The 18,516-nt window shown below is 72.1% G+C and carries 15 protein-coding genes; 5 read left to right on the forward strand and 10 right to left on the reverse strand.

Going from position 1 to position 18,516, the window contains the following annotated elements:
- Nucleotides 1–18: 18 nt before the first annotated feature.
- From ACFY2B_RS25685 to ACFY2B_RS25700, 4 genes are read right to left on the reverse strand one after another with little or no spacing between them, the layout of a single operon-like run.
- The gene (locus ACFY2B_RS25685) at nucleotides 19–1,356 is read right to left on the reverse strand and encodes an AAA domain-containing protein (RefSeq protein WP_390765411.1); all 1,338 of its coding nucleotides are present in this window, start codon (nucleotides 1,354–1,356) and stop codon (nucleotides 19–21) included.
- Complete coding sequence (locus ACFY2B_RS25690) at nucleotides 1,353–2,942, reverse strand: hypothetical protein (protein ID WP_390765412.1); 1,590 nt, start codon at nucleotides 2,940–2,942, stop codon at nucleotides 1,353–1,355. The genes ACFY2B_RS25685 and ACFY2B_RS25690 overlap by 4 nt, the downstream gene beginning before the upstream one ends.
- On the reverse strand, nucleotides 2,933–4,135 hold the full coding sequence (locus ACFY2B_RS25695; RefSeq protein WP_390765438.1) for a hypothetical protein: 1,203 nt from the start codon (nucleotides 4,133–4,135) through the stop codon (nucleotides 2,933–2,935). The genes ACFY2B_RS25690 and ACFY2B_RS25695 overlap by 10 nt, the downstream gene beginning before the upstream one ends.
- The gene (locus ACFY2B_RS25700; protein WP_390765413.1) at nucleotides 4,089–5,132 is read right to left on the reverse strand and encodes a phosphatase PAP2 family protein; all 1,044 of its coding nucleotides are present in this window, start codon (nucleotides 5,130–5,132) and stop codon (nucleotides 4,089–4,091) included. Before ACFY2B_RS25700 ends, ACFY2B_RS25695 begins: the two co-directional genes overlap by 47 nt.
- Before the next feature lie 257 nt (nucleotides 5,133–5,389).
- Between ACFY2B_RS25700 and ACFY2B_RS25705 the strand changes: the two genes are divergently transcribed.
- Entirely contained in the window at nucleotides 5,390–5,986 is a 597-nt protein-coding gene (locus tag ACFY2B_RS25705; RefSeq protein ID WP_390765414.1) for a histidine phosphatase family protein, read from the forward strand.
- 33 nt (nucleotides 5,987–6,019) lie between these two features.
- On the opposite strand, the gene ACFY2B_RS25710 is transcribed toward ACFY2B_RS25705, so the two are convergent.
- The gene (locus tag ACFY2B_RS25710; RefSeq protein ID WP_390765415.1) at nucleotides 6,020–7,474 is read right to left on the reverse strand and encodes a hypothetical protein; all 1,455 of its coding nucleotides are present in this window, start codon (nucleotides 7,472–7,474) and stop codon (nucleotides 6,020–6,022) included.
- Nucleotides 7,475–7,738: 264 nt separating this feature from the next.
- On the opposite strand from ACFY2B_RS25710, the gene ACFY2B_RS25715 reads away from it, so the two are divergent.
- Together ACFY2B_RS25715 and ACFY2B_RS25720 are read left to right on the forward strand one after the other, a co-directional pair.
- On the forward strand, nucleotides 7,739–8,143 hold the full coding sequence (locus tag ACFY2B_RS25715; protein WP_390765416.1) for a hypothetical protein: 405 nt from the start codon (nucleotides 7,739–7,741) through the stop codon (nucleotides 8,141–8,143).
- A 391-nt stretch (nucleotides 8,144–8,534) separates the two neighbouring features.
- Nucleotides 8,535–9,404: a spermidine synthase gene (locus ACFY2B_RS25720; RefSeq protein ID WP_390765417.1), complete on the forward strand. Its 870-nt coding sequence runs from the start codon at nucleotides 8,535–8,537 to the stop codon at nucleotides 9,402–9,404.
- Nucleotides 9,405–9,417: 13 nt separating this feature from the next.
- On the opposite strand, the gene ACFY2B_RS25725 is transcribed toward ACFY2B_RS25720, so the two are convergent.
- The 5 genes from ACFY2B_RS25725 to ACFY2B_RS25745 all read right to left on the reverse strand — a co-directional run bounded on the left by ACFY2B_RS25725 (nucleotide 9,418) and on the right by ACFY2B_RS25745 (nucleotide 15,103).
- Nucleotides 9,418–10,845, reverse strand: a complete 1,428-nt coding sequence (locus tag ACFY2B_RS25725; protein WP_390765418.1) for a GH1 family beta-glucosidase — start codon at nucleotides 10,843–10,845, stop codon at nucleotides 9,418–9,420.
- 149 nt (nucleotides 10,846–10,994) lie between these two features.
- A complete protein-coding gene (locus tag ACFY2B_RS25730; protein ID WP_390765419.1) occupies nucleotides 10,995–11,891 on the reverse strand; it encodes a carbohydrate ABC transporter permease in 897 nt (298 codons plus the stop codon).
- Nucleotides 11,888–12,913 (reverse strand): carbohydrate ABC transporter permease, encoded by a 1,026-nt coding sequence (locus tag ACFY2B_RS25735; protein ID WP_390765420.1) that lies wholly within the window; start codon nucleotides 12,911–12,913, stop codon nucleotides 11,888–11,890. Before ACFY2B_RS25735 ends, ACFY2B_RS25730 begins: the two co-directional genes overlap by 4 nt.
- Nucleotides 12,910–14,238 (reverse strand): ABC transporter substrate-binding protein, encoded by a 1,329-nt coding sequence (locus tag ACFY2B_RS25740; RefSeq protein ID WP_390765421.1) that lies wholly within the window; start codon nucleotides 14,236–14,238, stop codon nucleotides 12,910–12,912. The genes ACFY2B_RS25735 and ACFY2B_RS25740 overlap by 4 nt, the downstream gene beginning before the upstream one ends.
- A 445-nt stretch (nucleotides 14,239–14,683) precedes the next feature.
- Entirely contained in the window at nucleotides 14,684–15,103 is a 420-nt protein-coding gene (locus ACFY2B_RS25745) for a PPOX class F420-dependent oxidoreductase (RefSeq protein ID WP_390765422.1), read from the reverse strand.
- A gap of 200 nt (nucleotides 15,104–15,303) precedes the next feature.
- Between ACFY2B_RS25745 and ACFY2B_RS25750 the strand changes: the two genes are divergently transcribed.
- Complete coding sequence (locus tag ACFY2B_RS25750; RefSeq protein ID WP_390765423.1) at nucleotides 15,304–16,359, forward strand: LacI family DNA-binding transcriptional regulator; 1,056 nt, start codon at nucleotides 15,304–15,306, stop codon at nucleotides 16,357–16,359.
- 841 nt (nucleotides 16,360–17,200) lie between these two features.
- Nucleotides 17,201–18,403 carry a hypothetical protein gene (locus tag ACFY2B_RS25755; RefSeq protein WP_390765424.1) on the forward strand — a complete coding sequence of 401 codons (1,203 nt, stop codon included), beginning with the start codon at nucleotides 17,201–17,203 and terminating at the stop codon, nucleotides 18,401–18,403.
- The last annotated feature ends 113 nt before the right edge of the window (nucleotides 18,404–18,516 follow it).

An 18,516-nucleotide genomic window follows, 5' to 3' on the forward strand; every position in this document is an offset into this window, starting at 1 on the left:
GGCGGGGCTCCCTGCTGCTCAGGGCCGCCAGGACACACGGTGCTCCAGCAGGTGAAGGTATGTGGTAAGCATTGCGTCCCAGCCGTCCGGGAACTTGACCAGCGTCCCGAGCTGGACCGGGTCCGCCGACGGGTAGTCGTCGAGCAGCTCGGTGACCCCCGCGCGGCACACCACGACGCAGGCGTGGCGGTGCCGGGAGGCGAGCACGCACAGGCGGCCCGTCTCCAGGTGGAAGGCAGTGGCGTCGGGGCGGCCGGAGAGCGGGTGTAGGACCACCGTCACGTCGTACTCGCGGCCCTGCAACCGGTTCGCCGTGTCGACCGTGACGTCCGCCACGCCCAGCCCGGCCAGCGCCGCCCGCACCGCCGCCGCCTGGTCCCGGTGCGCCGTGCCGACGGCGATCCGGTCCGCGGTGAGCGGGGTGGGCCCGCTGCCGCGCTCCGAGGTGGTGGCGCCGCCGCGGTCCAGCAGCCGGCGGACCACCGCCGCCACCGCCCGCACCGCCTCCGGATCCGTGCGCGGGGTGTGCCGCGCGGGCAGCTCCAGCAGGCCCCAGCCCGAGGCCGCCGCCTCGTCGATCACCCGGTCGGGCCCCGAACCGTCGGACGGCACGGCGAAGGCCAGCCCGCGATCGCCGTGGCCGGTGCCGCTGCGGAACGGCGTGTACGGGTAGAAGGCGTCCGAGACCAGGGGCGCGGCCGAGGCCGGCAGCCGCCAGGACACCGGCAGCCGGTGCTGCGGCAGCTCCGGGTTGTGCGCGAGCAGCGTCGTCACGGCGGAGGCCGACGGGTCGTACGACAGACCCGCCCACTGCTCGCTGCCCACGATCGCGAACGGGTCCAGTTGGCCCGGGTCGCCCACGAACAGCGCCTGCTCGAACAGCCCGGCCACCGACAGCAGCGCGTCCGACCGCATCTGGTACGCCTCGTCGACGATCGCGTGCCGCCAGGGCTCGTCCACCGTGACGTGGGCCCACTTCGCGGCCGTGGACAGCACCACTGGCAGGCCGGCCAGGTCCGCCGCCTTCGCCGACGTGCGCACGGCCGGCAGATCGTCCAGCGCTTTGTCGTACGGGTCGGCGTCGTTGCTGTGCAGGCGGCCCACCGGCAGCTCGGGGTTCTTCTCGGCGAGCCGCAGGACCAGGTCGTCGACCTGGGCGTTGGTCTGGGCGACCACCATCAGCGGCCGCCCCGCGTCGGCCAGTTCGAGCGCCGCCCGGACCACCAGGGTGGACTTGCCCGCGCCGGGCGGGGAGTCGACCACCACGCCCCGGTGCGCGCCGTGCAGGGTGTCGTGCAGGATCGCCGTGGTGGCGCGGGCGGCGGCGGCGCCCGGGTCGAAGGTCCCGTCCGTCACAGCACGTCCTCCTCGGTGACGGGATCGGCGGCCTCCGCGGCGGCTTCGCCCGGCGGCCCGCCGTGCGTCCACGGGGTCCGCTCCGGGTCGGGCAGCTTCGCGCCGCCGCGCTGGTCGTGTTCGAACAGCGTGAAGCAGAGCCGGTCGCCCTTCTCGGGCACCGACCCGGCCTCGGGCTCCTTGCCGCGGCCCATCTTGTCCAGGATCCGCAGCACGACCAGCCCGTCGCCCTCGTACCCGACGAACTCCGCCGACTGCGGGCGGCCGGCCAGCGAGCGGTACGCCTTCGCCCGTTCCCCGAGGTGCGGCCGGTCGTCCGTGCGGACGGTGACCAGCGGGCGCGGACTGGGCCGCTTCCCCTCGCTGTACGCCGGGACGACCTCGACGACCTCGCCGGCGAACGCCTCCCCGGCCAGCCGCCGGCCCGCCATCACCAGCGGGTCGTCGAGCGCTTCCTGCGCCTCCAGCCGGGCCTGTTCGCGTTCGCGCGTGGCCAGTTTGTTCGCCGCGGTGACCGCGTCGTCGCGGCGCGGCTGCGGGGGCTCGCCGGCCCGCACCCGGTCGCGGTGGCCGGTGAACGACCAGCGGTCGCGCAGCCACCGCTCCTCGACGTGCGCGCCGTCGGGCAGCGCCCGCAGCAGGTCGAGCCCGCGCCACACGGCGTCCCAGGTGGGCCGGGTACGGCTGTCGACCAGGGCGCGGATCTCCCGCTCGGCGGCGGTGAGCGGACCGAGCCGGTCGTCGGCCTCCAGGCCGTCCTCGGCCGCCGCCAGCGCGGTGCGGGCACGGTGGTGGCGCTCGATGGCGGGGGCGAGCAGCCTGTTGTCGAAGGCCGGGTCGGTGGCCGGGCCCGCGGGCGGGAACAGCAACTGGCCGGCGGCGTCGCGGGCCCGCTCGACCCGTTCGGCCGCCACGGCACCGGACTCCCCGGCGGGCGGGTCGATCCAGGCCAGCAGCGTGCCCAGGTGCTGGTCCTCCAGGCTCGACTGGCCGGTCGTCCAGTGCCGGGCCAGCACATCGGTCAGCGCGAGCAGCAGCGACGAGCCGGGCACCCGGGCCCGCTCGGCGAAGTGCGTCAGCCACCGCCCGAGCAGCGGCACCCGCGGCGGCGCCGGATACGGCGCCTGCGGGTCCTGCTCGGCCGTGCGGCGAAAGCGCATGGAACGGCCCAGCAGCCGTACGAAGTCGACGCCCGCGCGGCTCGGCACGATCAGCTGGGGCGCGTCCGCGCACAGCTCCGCCTCGACCTTGACCCGCTTGCCGGTCTCCGGGTCGGTCTCGGTGCGTTCGGCGGCCTCCACGTGGTCGGTGTACGCGTCGAGGTAGGGCAGGACGAGGTCGGCGAGGTCGGCGAGGAACGCGAACCGCAGGTCACGGTCGCGCGGCTGCTCCACGACCAGCAGCCGGGGCGTGTCCCGGTCGGTGCCCACCAGCGCGCCGAGCGGGGCGCCGGCCTCACCCGCGGTGGTCAGCGGTACGAACACCAGGGGCCGGTCGGACAGGTGCCGGTGCCGGACGGTGGCGGCGGGGCGGGCCCGGCCCGAGCTGACCGCCTCCAGCCGGCCGAGGGCGGTGATCAGCGACAAGGGGCCACCTCCTGACCGGCCCGCGCCCCGGGAAGCGCCTTTCCACCCAGCGCCGCTCCGTCCGCTGTCTCTCCGCCCGGTGCCGTCTCGTGCAGGGCCTCCGCGCGCAGGGTCGCCGCCCTGCGCAGCGCGGCGACCGCCGGATCGGCCGGGTCGCCGCTCGCCCCGCGGGCCGCCGACAGCACCTCCTCGACCGTGGTCAGACCGCCCAACTCGGCGCGCAGCGGACGGCCGAGCGCGGTGACCGCGCCCGCCGCGCGCGAGCGCGCACGGCAGTGGAAGGCGAGTTCGCAGACGGCCAGGCACTCGGGCGCGTAGGTCGCCGGGACCGCCTCGACCGCGGTCGTCAGCTCGGCGGCGGGCAGGTCGGGCGCGAAGCAGGTGCCCTCGGGCAGGGCGTCGGCGATGTCCTGGATCCGGGTGAGCCGGGCCAGCTGGCGGGCGGTGACGGCGCGCTGCTTGCGGATGTCCACGGCCGAGGCGGTGGGGAGGTTGGAGAAGTCCTTGGGGCAGACCAGGAGCACCCGGTGGCGCACGCGCGGGGCGGGGTCGAGGCGGGCCGCGACCTCCTCCAGGGCCAGCACGTACACGGCCGCCTGCCGGGCGGCGGCGCCCACCTTCGCCGGGTCCGCCGAACCGTCCAGCATCGGGAAGGACTTGATCTCCACCACGGACCAACTGCCGTCCGGGTGCACGACCACCGCGTCCGGCTCCAGGAACGTGGCGGAGCCCGCGACGTCGAGCGTCAGCATCGGATGGTCGAGCAGCGTCCAGCCGCCCCGGACGGCCGCGGCCTCGCGCAGCGCCAGTGCCGTACGGGCCGTGCGCCCCTCGGGGCCGATCGCGGCCAGGTCGGGGACGGCGGCCTCCCGCGGGGGTTCGGCGGCCGGGTCCAGCGTGGCGTGCACGAGCCGCAGCAGTTCGGCGCCGTCGCCCGCCTTCACCCGTGCCTCGAAGGCGTTGCCCCGGGTGAGGGCGAACTGCGACTGCCCGAAGACGGGCGGCGCGCCCAGCGCGCTCGCCAGCGCCGCCTTGTCGACCCCGGCGCCGTCCAGGACGGCCCGCCTGCGGCATCCCGGGTTCGAGGCGAGCGCCGCGAGGGCGCGCGCGTCCAGTGCCTTGGGCGGCACGCCGGGGCCGCGCAGCTCAGCGAGCCTTCCCCAGACTCTCGACTTCGCCGGGCCGGGGGAGATCCCAGTCCGGCGGTCTTTCTCCCGTGTCCCTCGGGTCCCCGGGGGCGGGGTGCGGTTCGGCTCCGGACCCGAACCGTTCCTCGCGCTGCTGTGGAATTCGTTCACCCGTCGAAGTCTGGCATCCGCCACCGACAATCGAGGCTCCTGCGCCGCCGGAGCCGTCCGCGACGGCCGCGGCGGCGGCGGTACGGGCCCGCACCGACTCCAGGACCTGCACCGCGGGCGGCGCGAGACGGGCCCGCACCGCGGCGGCGGCCCGCGCCACGTACGGCGTGATCAGCAGTCCGACGCCCATCACGGCCACGCCCGCGACCGCGTCCAGCAGATAGTGGTTGGCGGTGCCCATGACCACGGTGGCGGTCAGCAGCGGGTAGGCCACCCCGAGGACCTTGGTCAGCCGCGTACCGCCGTACCGCCACAGCATCACCCCGCACCACAGCGCCCAGCCCACGTGCAGACTCGGCATGGCCGCGTACTGGTTGGTCATCCCGCCAAGGCCGCGCGGGGCACTGGCCTCGCCGCCCCACCAGCCGTACGAGCTGTACTGGGCCATCGTGTCGACGAAGCCCTCGTCGGGCGCCAGCAGCCGGGGCGGGCAGGTGGGCAGCAGCGTGAAGCCGATCAGGCCGATGAACGTGGACGTCATCAGCCAGGTGCGGACCGCACGGTAGTGGGTGCTGCGGAACCGGAAGATCCAGATCAGTATCGCCGGGGTGACCAGATAGTGCAGGGAGGCGTACCAGAAGTCGGCGGGCACCCCGAGCCACGCCTCGCGCGTGAACAGCCGGTTGAGCGGATGTTCGGCGTTGATCCGCAGGAACTTCTCCAGGCGCAGGATCGCCAGGCCGTGGTCGACGGCGGTCGAGACGTCCCCCCGGGCGAGCAGCCGCCCGGCCGAATAGCAGCCGTACACCAGGACGATGAGCGGCAGCTCGGTCCACCACCGCAACCGGATCCGCGGGGACACCCCGGTGCCCGGTGTCTCGGTCTGCGGCATCCGACTGCCCTCCCCCTTCTCCACGCGGCGCCCTGCGGGCCGACCGTGCCACTTTACGGTGTACGCGGTACACCCCGTGCGGGACGTTCCAGCCCTGATAGACGCCGAGGTCGCCCGGCGGGTTGCCCGCGACGGCGATGCGTGATGATGGAGGGGTTCCGGTTCTGTTCCCTCGTGTTCCTTCCGGTTCCACCCCTCGTTCCGCTCCCTGGACCCGGGCCGGTCTGGTACCGCCCCGCCCCGGAAAGGCCCCCCACATGGCACCCCGCATCCTGCTGGCCCGGCACGGACAGACGCAGTGGTCGCTGTCCGGCCAGCACACCGGCAGAACCGACGTGCCGCTCCTGGAGGAGGGGCGGATGGGCGCCAAGCTGCTCGGCGAGCGGCTGCACCGGCCGCCGTTCGACGGCCTGCCCGGGGCCGAGGTGCGCACCAGCCCGCTGGCACGCGCGCGTGAGACGTGCGAACTCGCCGGATTCGGCGAGCGCGCGGCCGTCTGGGACACGCTCCTGGAGTGGGACTACGGCGCCTACGAGGGCCTGACCCCCGCCGAGATCCAGGCCGTTCGCCCCGGCTGGCTCATCTGGCGGGACGGCGTCCCCGAGGGCGAGGACCTGGCCGGGATGACGGCACGGGCGGACGAGGTGGTGGCCTGGGCCAGGTCCGCGGACCGTGACGTCCTGGTCTTCGCCCACGGACACATCCTGCGCTCCATAGGGGCGCGGTGGCTGGGCCTGCCGCTCGACTTCGCCGCGCGCATCCGCCTCAGCCCCGCGTCCCTGTCGGTCCTCGGCTGGGCCTACGGGGAACCGGCGATCGAGAGCTGGAACGACCTGGGTCACCTCGCGGGGTGACCGTGTTCACACCCAGCGACCGGGTGAGCGTCCTCACACGATGCGCGGGAGCGAGGCGTGCCGCTCCAGGAACTCGGACACCCCCCACGCCCCGCGGTGCGGCAGCAGCACGCGTGCCGTCCCCGCCAGTATCGCGTGGACCCGGGACGACTGGACCTGGTCCAGCAGGTCGAGCACCCGGATCCCGGCCTGCGCGGCCTCGTCGGGGCGGCCCCCGCGCGCGAGATCGTCGGCGAGTTCCGCCGTGTACAGGGCGATGTTCCGGGTGAAGTGCGGGTCCTGGAGCCGGGCCGCGCGGCGGGCGTGCCGGGCCGCGCGCGGCCAGTCGCCCAGCATCGACCAGCACTGGGCCTCCAGCCCCTCCAGTTCGGCCTGCCCGTAGAAACTCATCCACTCGGGGTCGGCGTCCGAGCGTCCGCGTTCGAACAGGGCCTGCGCCCGGGCCAGTGCCTGCTCGCAGCCCGTGCGGTCGGCGAGCCCCGCCCAGCCGCCCGCCTCGCGCAGCGCGAGCAGCGACATCAGGCGCGCGGAGCCCAGCCCGCGCCCCACCCGCTGCGCGGCCTGGGCCGCCCGCACCGCCTCCCGCGGCCGTCCGGCGTCCCGCGCGAGGAACGCCGTGTTGCAGAAGGCGTGCGCCTCCAGGGCCGGGTCCGCGATCATCCGGGCGGTCGCCAGCGCCTCCGCGTAGTGCGAGCGCGCGTCGTCGAACCGCCCGGAGTCGTGCGCCAGCCAGCCCACCGAGATGGCCAGCTCGCCGGCGCCCGAGTGCAGCCGGTCCGTGGTCGTCTGCCGGGTCGCCCCGGCGTCCAATAGCGCGTACGCGGCGCGCAGCGGGGCCGCCGCGCGCCGGTAGAGGCCGTCCGCGCCGTGCCGGTCGTCGAGCAGCCGGATCCGGCGGACGGCTTCTTCGAGAGCGGATGCCTCGCTCGATCCGGCCCGCCGGTGCGGCCGGTCCGCGCGTGCGGCCGCGGCGTCGTTGGTGAGGGCGAAGGGCCCCAGGGCGGCGGCCACCGTGGCGCCCCCGCCGGTCATGAATGCGCGACGCAGCACGTCGCTCTCCTCGTGGTTCTGGTGCGTGTCGTACGGGTCCTGCGGGTCCTGCGTGTCCCGCGGCTCGACGGCCGCACCCGCCTCGCCCGCGGCGGGCACCGGGTGGGTGCCGGACGCGGGGGACGCGTCCCCGGCCGGGCGCGCCGCGCGTCCACGTACGGACGACCGGGGCGCGAAGCCGAGGTCGGCGAGCGTGCGGCCGGGGAACATGTGCAGGAACACCCGTTCGTACGCGTAGTTCGGGCAGCGGATTTCACCCGCCTCCACCCGGCCGACGTAGCGCGCGTCACAGCTCACCCGCTCACCGATCTCGCGGGCGGCACGCCGTACCAGCGCCGCGAACTCGGCGGGTGAACGCCGGCCGCGCAACTGCCGGAAGGCGAGGTTCGGCCGCGGCGGCCGGTCGGGCTGTGACGAGGTCACCGTTGACGACGCCATGGCCGGGGGTCCTCTCGTGCGAACCGTCGAACCATGCCGGATTCGAGGTGATTTCACGAGAGTTGTCCGTGAGGCACCCTTCATCCGGCGGGCAAGAACGTACCCGCTGTGACCCACCCGCCACGCAGTGTTTGGCTACAAACCGGATATCCGCCCTGCGATCTGCCATGAACTGCCATCCTTTGCGGCAGCCTGGCGCGTAGCTGTTGACGCCGTGTCTCGTTGGAAGGGGTGGACACAACATGCCGCGTGGTGGAGGCCGGGATGGAGACCAGCCGGAGCAACGATCTTGATATGTCGATCGTGTCGTCCACGTCGTCGCCGGAATCGTGCGACCTCGTGACGGTGCCGACCCGGCAGGGTCTGGAAGCGGTCGACATCCTGCGGCGGGGAGCCGGGGAGGCGGTGGGGCCCGTCCTGCACGACGACGGGGGTGAAACCCTCTGCTTCCTCGTGCCCCCGGGCACCGCGGCTGCCTGGGACGTCCCGGGCAGCACGTGCACGGAGACCGACGGGCGCGGGCTGAGTCTGCACCGGGAGCCCCCGGTCGCCGGCTCGGACTGGCTGCTGCCGCCCGGCGAGGCCGACCTGGCGACGGATCCGTCGGTGTTGCGGCGTGCGTTGGGGGAGGCGGCTCGGTTGATCGAGGCGGCGGACAGTCGCCGGTGACGCTTCGCTCCGCTGGGTTGGGCGGGGTGGGCGAGGGGGGTGGGGGGATCCGTTGTGGGGTGGGTGCCGTGTGTGTTGTGGCTGGTCGCGCGGTTCCTCGCGCCCCTGGGTGGGTGGGGGTGGTCGTGGGGTGTGAGGGTGCGGGTGTGGCGGGGATGGGGTGGGCGGGGGATCTGTTGTGGGGTGGGTGCGGTGTGTGTTGTGGCTGGTCGCGCGGTTCCCCGCGCCCCTGGGTGGGTGGGGGTGGTTGTGGGGTGTGAGGGGAGCGGGGGTGTGTGGTGCAGGTGCGGGTTGATGCAGGGCCGCGTCCCTGGGGGGTGGTCCTGGGGTGTCGTTCTGGGGCTCTCGGGTGGCGTTCGGCCGGGGGGTGAGGGGCTGCGAGAATGGGTGGGTGGGTAGGGCCAGGAATTCTCGGCGTCGTGCGGCGGAGGCCGATGCCGTCGTCGAGAGCGTCGACGGTGGGCTGGCACAGCTGATCCCCGATCCGGACCGCCGACGGGCCTGGACGCTGCTGATCGACGGGGCGCCGCAGTCGCACGTCGACCTCGACGACCCCGCCCACCTCTCCTTCGAGTACCAGCGCCGGCTCGGCCACGTCGTCGATCTGGCCGCCCCGCCCGGACGGCCGCTGCGCGCCGTGCACCTCGGCGGCGGCGCCTGTACCCTCGCCCGGTACATCGCCGCCACCCGCCCCCGCTCCACCCAGCAGGTCGTCGAACGCGACACCCGCCTCGTCGAACTCGTGCGCAGCCGACTCCCGTTGGACCCGGCCGCCCGGATCCGGGTGCGGTCGACGGACGCGCGCGCGGGCCTCGCCAAGGTCCCGGACGGCTGGGCCGACCTGGTCGTCACCGACGTGTTCAGCGGCGCCCGGACACCCGCCCACCTCACCTCGACCGAATTCCTCGACGAGGTCCGCCGCGCGCTCAGCCCCACCGGCGTCTACGCCGCCAACCTCGCCGACGGCCCGCCGCTCGCCCACCTGCGCGGCCAGATCGCCACGGCCGCCGCCCGCTTCGCCGGGGTCGCGCTCGTCGCGGACCCGGCCGTGCTGCGCGGCAAGCGGTTCGGCAACGCGGTCCTGGTCGCCGCCGACGGCCCGCTGCCGATCGCCGAACTGACCCGGCGGGCGGCCTGCGATCCGCACCCCGGACGGGTCGAACACGGCAGGCCCCTCGCCGACTTCACCGGCGGCGCGGTCCCCGTGACGGACGCGGCTGCGGTGGCCTCACCGGCCCCGCCGCCCTCTGTGTTCCGCTGACCGCGCCGCCGGACTACGGGGTCCCGGCCGGCGGCAGTGAACCGGACCGGGCGGCCTGCCCGTACCACAGCGCGCTCGACTTCGGCGTCCGCTCCAGCGTGGCGTAGTCGACGTACACCGCGCCGAACCGCTTCTCGTAGCCGTACCCCCACTCGAAGTTGTCCATCAGGGACCACAGGTAGTAGCCGCGTACGTCCGCGCCGTCCGCGACGGCCCGGTGCACCGCCGACAGGTGGCCGTGCAGATAGGCGACGCGCTCCGGGTCGTGGACCCGGCCGTCCGGGTCCGGCTTGTCGTCGTAGGCGGCTCCGTTCTCCGTCACGTACAACGCCAGGTCCGGGGCCTCCCGCGAGTACCGCATGATCAGTTCGTGCAGGCCCGTCGGGTCGACGGTCCAGCCCATCTCCGTGCGCTCGCCCGGGGTCTGGTGGAAGGTCACGCCGTCGGCGCCCGGCCAGGGGGAGTGGTCGCTCGCCCCGTGTCCGTCGGCCCGGTGGCCGGCCGCGTCCGACCCGCTCGCGGAGACCAGCGTGGGCGTGTAGTAGTTGAGGCCCAGCGCGTCCAGCGGCTGGTGGATCGCCCGGAGGTCGCCGTCGCGGACGTACGACCAGTCGGTGAGCGACGCCGTCGACTCGAACAGCGTCCCGGGGTACGCGCCGTGCAGGATCGGGCCGTGGAAGACGCCGTTGGCCAGGTCGTCGATCTGCCGGCCCGCCGCCAGGTCCGCCGGGTCCTGGGAAACCGTGCGCACCACGGAGGAGTTGAGGCTGAGCGCGATCGAGGCGTGCCCCGGCAGCACCGAACGCAGGGCCGAGGTGGCGAGACCATGCGCCAGGTTGAGGTGGTGCGCGGCCCGCAGCGAGGCGACCGGTTCGGTCCGGCCCGGTGCGTGCACCCCGGAGGCGTAGCCCAGGAAGGCGCTGCACCAGGGCTCGTTGAGGGTGATCCACTGCTCCACCCGGTCGCCCAGCGCCTCCCCGACGATCTGCGCGTACTCGGCGAACCGGTGGGCGGTGTCCCGCTCCGGCCAGCCGCCCGCGTCCTCCCGTTCCTGCGGCAGATCCCAGTGGTAGAGGGTGACGGCCGGCTTGATGCCGGCGGCCAGCAGTTCGTCGACCAGCCGGCGGTAGAAGTCCAGGCCCACCTGGACGGCCGGGCCCCGGCCGGTCGGCTGCACCCGTGGCCAGGAGATGGAGAACCGGTAGGCGTTCAGGCCCAGCCGGGCCATCAGCGCCACGTCCTCGCGGTAGCGGTGGTAGTGGTCGACCGCGACGTCACCGGTGTCGCCGCCGGCCGTTCTGCCCGGCGTGTGGCTGAAGGTGTCCCAGATCGAGGGGGTACGGCCGTCCTCCCGTGCCGCCCCCTCGATCTGGTAGGCGGAGGTCGCGGCGCCCCAGAGGAAGGCGGAGGGAAAACTCACGGGGGTAACGGGTTCAGGCATGGAAGCGCTCCCATCGAGTGGTCGGGGAGGAGGAAGGGAGTGGGAGGAAGGGGGTGTGAGGAAGGGGGTGGGAGGAGGAGTAGGGGAAGGGGAGTGCCGGGGCCGGGGCGGCGGTGGCCCGGCCCCCGGTCCCCGGCGGCCAGGGCGGGTCAGCCCTTGATCGCGCCCTGCATGATGCCGCCCACGATCTGCTTGCCGAACAGCAGGAAGGCGACCAGCAGCGGCAGCGTGCCGAGCAGCGCGCCCGCCATGATCACCGACTGGTCCGGTACGTAGCCGGTGCCGAGCGAGTTGAGGGCGACCTGCACGGTCGGGTTCTGCTGGGTCAGGGCGATGATCGGCCACAGGAAGTCGTTCCAGGCGAACACGAAGGTCAGCAGGCCGAGCACGGCCATCGCCGGCCGCGCCGCCGGGAACACCACGTGCCACACGATCCGCAGACTGCTCGCCCCGTCCACCCGTGCCGCCTCGACCAGTTCGGACGGCAGCGCCTGCACCAGGTACTGCCGCATGAAGAAGGTGCCGAACGCGGTCACCAGGCTGGGCAGGATCACCGTCTGCAACTGGTTCGACCAGCCGAGATCCGACATCCACAGGTACAGCGGTACGACGGCCAGCTGCGGCGGGATCATCATCGTGCCGATCGTCAGCAGCAGCAGGAGATTCGAGAACCGGAACCGCAGCTTGGCGAAGGCGAACCCGGCCATCGTCGCGAACAGCACCGTACTGATCGTGATGGTGCCCGCCACGATCACGGAGTTGACCATGGCGCTGCCCAGCCCCGCCTCGTCCCAGGCGGACTGGAGGTTCTTGAACAGGTTGCCGCCGAACCACAGCGGCGGCGGGGTCTCGGCCAGCCGCCGGTCGGTGCGGGAGGCCGCGATCACCGTCCACACCAGCGGCGCCAGCGAGACCAGCGCGAAGACGGTCAGGATGACATAGGTGACCGGCCCCGCGTGCAACTGCTTGCCCGCGCCCATCACCCGGCGCCGGCCGCGCCGCTCGGCGCCCGTCCCGCGGGGGAGGGTGAGTTCACTGGTGGTCATGGGGACTTCCTCAGGCGTCGGACGAACAGCATGTTGATCAACGCGATGATCACCAGGATGAGGAACATCGACCAGGCGATCGCCGACGCCTTGCCCAGGTTGCCGATGATCCAGCCCTGGTCGTACATGTACAGACCGAGCGTCTGGTACTGGTGCTCGGAGCCGCCCTTCGAACCGCTGACCCCGCCGAACAGCAGCGGCTCACCGAACAACTGGGTCGCGCCGATGGTGGACACGACCACCGTGAACAGGATCGTCGGCCGGAGCTGGGGGATCGTCACATGCCGGAACTGCTGCCAGCGGCTTGCCCCGTCGATCGCCGCCGACTCGTACAGGTCGGTCGGTATGGCCTGCATCGCCGCCAGATAGATCAGCGCGTTGTAGCCGGTCCACCGCCAGATCACGATGGACGACACCGCGAACTGCGAACCCCAGTCCGACTCACGCCAGTTGACCGGGTCCACGCCGACGAAGTGCAGGATCCAGTTGACCATGCCGCCGTCCCAGGAGTACAGCAGCGTGAACACCAGCGTCGCCGCCGCCACCGAGGTGGCGTACGGGGTGAGCATCACGACCCGCCACACGGTCGAGCCGCGCAGCCGGTAGTTGAGCAGATGCGCGAGCCCGAGCGCCGCGAGCAACTGCGGCACGGTCGAGATCACCCCGATGGTGAGGGTGTTCCGCAGGGCGTTCCAGAAAAACTCCGAGGACAGCAGGTTCTGGTAGTTGTCCAGGCCCGCCCAGGTCTTGTGGTCCAGCGACGACAACTGCACGCCGTGCAGCGAGTACCAGGCCGTGTACAGCAGCGGGACCAGCGAGAAGGCCCCGAAGAGGATGAAGAAGGGGGCGACGAACGCGTACGGCGACGCCTTCATGTCCCAGCGGTACAGCCGGCTGCGCCAGGAGTCGGCGCCCGCCGGCGCACCGCGACCACGAGCGCCGGGGGCCGCGCCCGGCTGGGAGCCGGGCGCGGCGTCGGCACTCGGCGCGGCCTGCGCCAGGGCCTGCTCGGGGCCGGTCACTGGCCGAGCACGTCCTTGATCTCGTTCTTGGCCGCGTCCCAGCCCTGCGCCGGGGACTTGCCCTTCTGCTCCACCTGGAGGATGCCGATGTCGGTGATCGCGGTGCCGATCGGCTGGTCCTTGGGGCCGTGGTACTGCGTCGGGATCGTCTTCGCCGCGTCGGAGAAGATCTGGGTGAGCGGCGCGTCGGAGAAGTACGCGGTGGTGCCCGCGGCCGGCTTCAGGTCCGCGTACGCCGACGGGGTGGACGGGAAGCTGGCCTGCTTGGCGAAGACCTTGGCCTGCTGCTCGGGCGCCGTCAGCCACTTCGCCAGGGCGATGGCCTCCTTCTGGTGCTTGCCCGCCGTCGGCACGCCGAGGAAGGAGCCGCCCCAGTTGGCCGCGGTCGGGGCCGCCGCCACGTCCCACTTGCCCTTGCCGGAGTCACCGGACTTCTCCTGGATGTAGCCGAGCATCCACGCCGGGCAGGCCACCGTGGCGAAGCCGCCGCCCGCGAAGCCCTGGTCCCACGGCTTGTCGAACTGCTTCAGCTTCGCGGACATGTCGCTGGTGGCCGCGGTCATCGCCACGTCCCAGGCCGTCTTCACACCGGCCGACTTGTCCCAGACGACGTTGCCGTCCTTGTCGTAGTACATCTCTTTCTCGCCGCCCACCGCCGCGTTGTAGACGGAGGAGGCGGAGTCCACGAACTTGGTGCCGGACGGCGCCTTCTTCATGTACTCCTTGCCGAGGTCGACGTACTTGGCCCAGTCGCCCTTCCACTGCGCGGCGAGCTTGGTCCGGTCGGTCTCCAGGCCGGCCTTCTCGAACAGGTCCTTGCGGTAGCAGATCGCCATCGGACCGATGTCGGTGCCGAGCCCGATCAGCTTGCCGTCCTTGGTGGTGGCCTGGGCGTTCTTCCAGTCCAGCCACTGGGACTTGTCGACCTCCTTGCCGAGGTCCACGAACTTGGCGGCCTGGGTCTGCACGGCCTCGGTGATGTTGCCGATCTCGATGGCCTGGACGTCGTCGGTACCGGAACCGGCCTGGAGCCTGGTGAGCACCTTGGGCCAGTAGACGTCGGTACGGGTGGTGACGTTCTCCTTGATGGTGATGTCAGGGTGGAGCTTCATGTACTCGTCGTACAGACCGGCCTGCTTGTAGCCGAAGACACCGAAGGTTCCGACGGTCAGGGTGGTCTTGCCCGTGCCGTCGCCGTTGCCGCCGTCCGAGTGGGACGAACCGTCGTCGGAGTCACTGGCGCAGCCGGCCAGTGCTCCCGTGGCCAGCGCGGCGACGGCCGCGAAGACCACGAGTCCGCGGGACCGGCGGGTGCTCGTGCGCATGGAGTCCTCCTGTTTCCTGGTGTGCCGACCCCCGGCCGACTGCGCTGTCGGGCCCGTTGGTACATGCTGCGGCTCGGGCGGGGAACGTGTGGGACGTGTAGGTGTCAGGTGGCGTGGGAGCGCTCCCACTCTTGATGCGTTGAAGAGTCGTCGGTTCGGGCGGGGGTGTCAAGGGAGCCGACGCGGACAACTGTGTTCAGTTATCGGCCTGTTAACTGGCGCTCGGGCGGCTGCCGGAACGGGGTCGCGGTGTCGCGGCGAGGGCGGGGCGGGGGCGCGGCGAGGACGGGGCGGGGGCGAGGTTGCCGGTCTGCTGTCCGGCTCCATGTCGCCGGTTCCCGCGGTGGCTTCGGCGGCGTGCGCCGGCCGAAACCACCCGTCCGGGGCCGGGGCCGGGACGCGCCCGGTGGCAGGGGAGAGCGTCGGCGGGGGCGGGTACCCCAGGTCAGCCGGGCTGGCTGCTCTCCTTCAGCGCGCCCCAGCCGTGCCAGCGGTCGATCTCGATCCAGGCGCTGACCCGGCCGCGGTCCCGCCGCGGGTACGGCTCGCCGGTGTACTGCCGGGACAGCCGGTCGATGTCGGCCAGGTCGGTGTCGTCCCGCAGTTCGGTGATGTGCCCGATGATGCTGATGTGGGTGTGCCAGTCCTGGTCGTCGAGCACGGTCAGGGTGACCCGGGGATCGTTGCGGAGGTGTTCGAGCCGCTTGCGGCCCTCGTCCATGTTGACCAGGATCCGGCCCTCCTCCCAGAGGTACCAGGTGGCCGTGGACACCGGCTGGCCGTCCGCCCTGAGCGTGGCGATGACGGCCGGGTTGGGCTTCCGCAGCAGGGTGACCGCGGCCGGCGGAAGCGGTGGCTTCGACACGTGAATCTCCTTCTCGGGGATCTGTCCTCGGCGATCTGTTGATCACCTTCGTTCACCGTGCCACATCCGCCGCCGACGACATCCGCATGCCGCTCCCGCCCCACCGGGTCGCCGCCGACGGCAGCGCACGGCGACCCGCGCCGGCCGGGCTGTTAGATTCCAGACCAGGGAGATTGCGGGTGCAGGGAGGGCGGGAACCCATGGCAAGCCACGGAGCGCGGGGGCGCAGTGCCCGTCGGCCGACCCTCGAAGAGGTCGCCGCACGGGCCGGCGTCGGCCGTGGCACGGTCTCCCGGGTGATCAACGGTTCGCCCCGGGTCAGCGAGGCGACCCGGGCCGCGGTGCAGGCGGCGGTCGCCGAGCTGGGTTACGTGCCGAACACCGCCGCCCGCGCTCTCGCGGCGAACCGTACGGACGCCATCGCCCTGGTCGTCCCCGAGCCGGAGACCCGGTTCTTCGCGGAGCCGTACTTCTCGGACATGCTGCGCGGTGTGGGTGCCGAACTGTCCGAGACCGAGATGCAGTTGCTACTGATCTTCGCGGGCAACGACCGCGAGCGCCGCAGGCTGGCCCAGTACCTGGCGGCACACCGGGTGGACGGCGTGCTCCTGGTGTCCGTGCACGCCGACGACCCGCTGCCCGATCTGCTGGCCCAGCTGGGGATCCCGGCGGTGATCAGTGGCCCGCGATCGGCGGGGGAGACGCTGGCCTCGGTGGACTCCGACAACTACGGCGGCGCCCGGTCGGCCGTCGAGCACCTGCTCGGCCGCGGGCGGCGCACGGTCGCCCACATCACCGGCCGGCTCGACGTGTACGGCGCTCAGCGGCGCGTCGACGGCTACCGCGACGCCCTGCGGGACGCGGGCTGCGGGATGGACGAACTCCTCGTCGAGCCGGGCGACTTCACCGAGGAGGGCGGTAGCCGCGCGATGACCAGGCTGCTGGAGCGCAGCCCCGGCCTGGACGCGGTCTTCGCCGGTTCGGACGTCACCGCGGCCGGTGCCCGGCAGGTGCTGCGCGCGGCGGGCCGGCGCATCCCGGACGACGTGGCCCTGATCGGCTACGACGACTCGGCCATCGCCCGCCACATGGATCCGCCGCTGACCAGCGTCCGTCAGCCCATCGAGGAGATGGGCCGTGCGATGCTCGACCTGCTCCTGTCGGACATCGCCGACCACCGCCCGGCGATCTCCCACCACCCGGAACGCCGTCACACGGTCCTGCCGACGGAACTGGTGATCCGCTCGTCGTCGTAGTACGGGGTGCCTCGCTCCTCGTCGCCCCTCCTGCCTGCCATGGGCCTGCCGGCCACCGGGCCTGCCTGTCACGGGGCCTGCCTGTCACGGGGCCTGCCTGTCACGGGGCCTGCCTGTCACGGGGCTTGTCTGCACGGGACTTACCGGTCGCCGAGGAGGAGATCGTGCAGCGTGCCGCGCACGCCACCCCCGAAGTCAATGGGACGTCAACCGGACATAAACAGTAGGTCCGGTAAAAAATCCGTACATCCGCTTTTATTTCACCCCCGTCGGGTCCTCGTAGCCGAGTGGCGAAAATCGTCAAAAACAATGCGAAGTAGCACATTCAGGGTCACGAGCTACAAGTCGGCCGCCTGTACCGCAATGTGTCGGCCCGGTCCCTGTCTTCAGGTCTTAGGAGACCAAATCGTTAACAAAAGAGTAATGGTGGCTGAAATCTTTAAGGCGTAACTTCTTCGTGGGAGCGTCGAGAGACCTCCTGCGGACTTTCGTCCTGGACGACGAAGTCTGCGCATCGCGCCGCCAGCGCTGGGTATGGAGGGGGTCAGGGCAAGGCTTCGCGGATCCTGGGCAGTTGCCCTGGGTGCGCGGACCACCCACAGCGCGGCGACTGGGAATCCCCACATTTCCGAGGTCGAAAGGTGCTCACATGACTGGGTCTATTGGCCGATCGCAAGGAGACGCTCAAGCCGCAGAGCTGAGCGTTGAATTGGGGGTATTGGAGGGAGGACAATCCCCGACAGCGGCCTCCGGCGGCGAGGTGCGGGGCGCTGCGAGCGGGCGCAAAGACCTCTACTGGGATATAACCAAAGGATTCACCCTGACGGGTACCATGGCTTTGGTGAGTGCTGGCTATGCGCTGAAAAATCGATTCTTCCGCTCGGCTGGCTTCGGCCTTCTTGGTGCCTACTATGCAGAAGCAGCGGTGGAAAGTTTGCCAGATCGAGAGTCGGCGGCAACGAACATGGCCAAGGCTTTTGGCACCGCCGTGTGGGCGGGCGGGATGGTGGCCGAAAATAATATCGCGCAAGCCGTGGGTCCGGCCGGGAATGCCCTCACAAGTATCGTCTCTGCGGGACTTCGATATTACAAGGGGGAAGAGGGCGGGGGTAGGGAGCTGGTCGATGCGGCCGCGATGGCTGCATTCGCGGTCGGAGGCTACACGGGAAATAATTATGCCCGCGCAATGGCTTTTGGAATGGATGCGGTGGGGTTCTTCTTGGACGCCAGGAAGGACAAGAGCTACGGGGGGCATGGACTCGGCGCAAGCGTATGGAGCTGGGGCGCTGGGGCGGTGAACAATGACATTCAAGCCGCGGGGGCGGGGGTGGTGGCGGGTTCGGAGTTCCTGCGGCTCACCAACGTTCTCCTTGATTACTATCAAAAGAAAGACGCAGGGCAATCCGGACCCGAAGCTGCCATGGAACTGCCTCTTTATGAGCGACGCGACTCCGCCGCTACGGTCGAGCCCGCGCCCGCAGCGAGTGTTCCCATGTCCGTCAGCCCGGTCGCGGCAGCAGTCGATCGAGTCGCACCAGCAACGTTGATCCCGATGCCGCCGCCAACGTTCAGCCCGTACTCATCGGCGGCGTCCAGCCCGGTTCTGGCAGGGGTGTCCAGCCCGCTGTTGCAGGCGGATGCCAGCCCGACTTTGCCGGCAGCACCCATTTCGCTCGCACCTGCGGAGTACGTCCAGCTGCCTCCGGCGGCGTACAGCCCGGTCTCGTCGGCGCCGTCCAGCCCGGGACTGACGGCGCCGTCCAGCGCGGTCCTGTGGGCGGACCCCGCCCCGGCTTCGCCGGTGGCGTCCAGTCCGGTTCTACCGACGGCGTCCAGCCTGATGCAGCCGACGGCGTTCCCCTCGATCCCGTTGTCGGCGCCCCCTGCGATCCCGCCGACAACACCCCAGAGGTATGCGCCTCCCATCCCCGCCTCCACTCGCCATGCGCACGCCGGCGGTGATGACAACGTTTTCTCACGGCCCAGTTCTGCCCCCGTCCGGGTGTCTGTTCCTGCGGCAACCGCCCGCCCGGCCAGCAGGTGATCTTCGCGGCGGGGGGGGGGGGGGGGGGGGGGGCGGCGGCGCCCCCCCCCCCGCCGGGGGGGGGGGGGGGGGGGGGGGGGGGGCTTTGGGTGGGGTGGGGGGCCGGGGCGGGG

The sequence above is a fragment of the Streptomyces sp. NPDC001270 genome (assembly GCF_042896695.1).
In the GTDB taxonomy this organism is placed as follows: Bacteria; Actinomycetota; Actinomycetes; order Streptomycetales; family Streptomycetaceae; genus Streptomyces.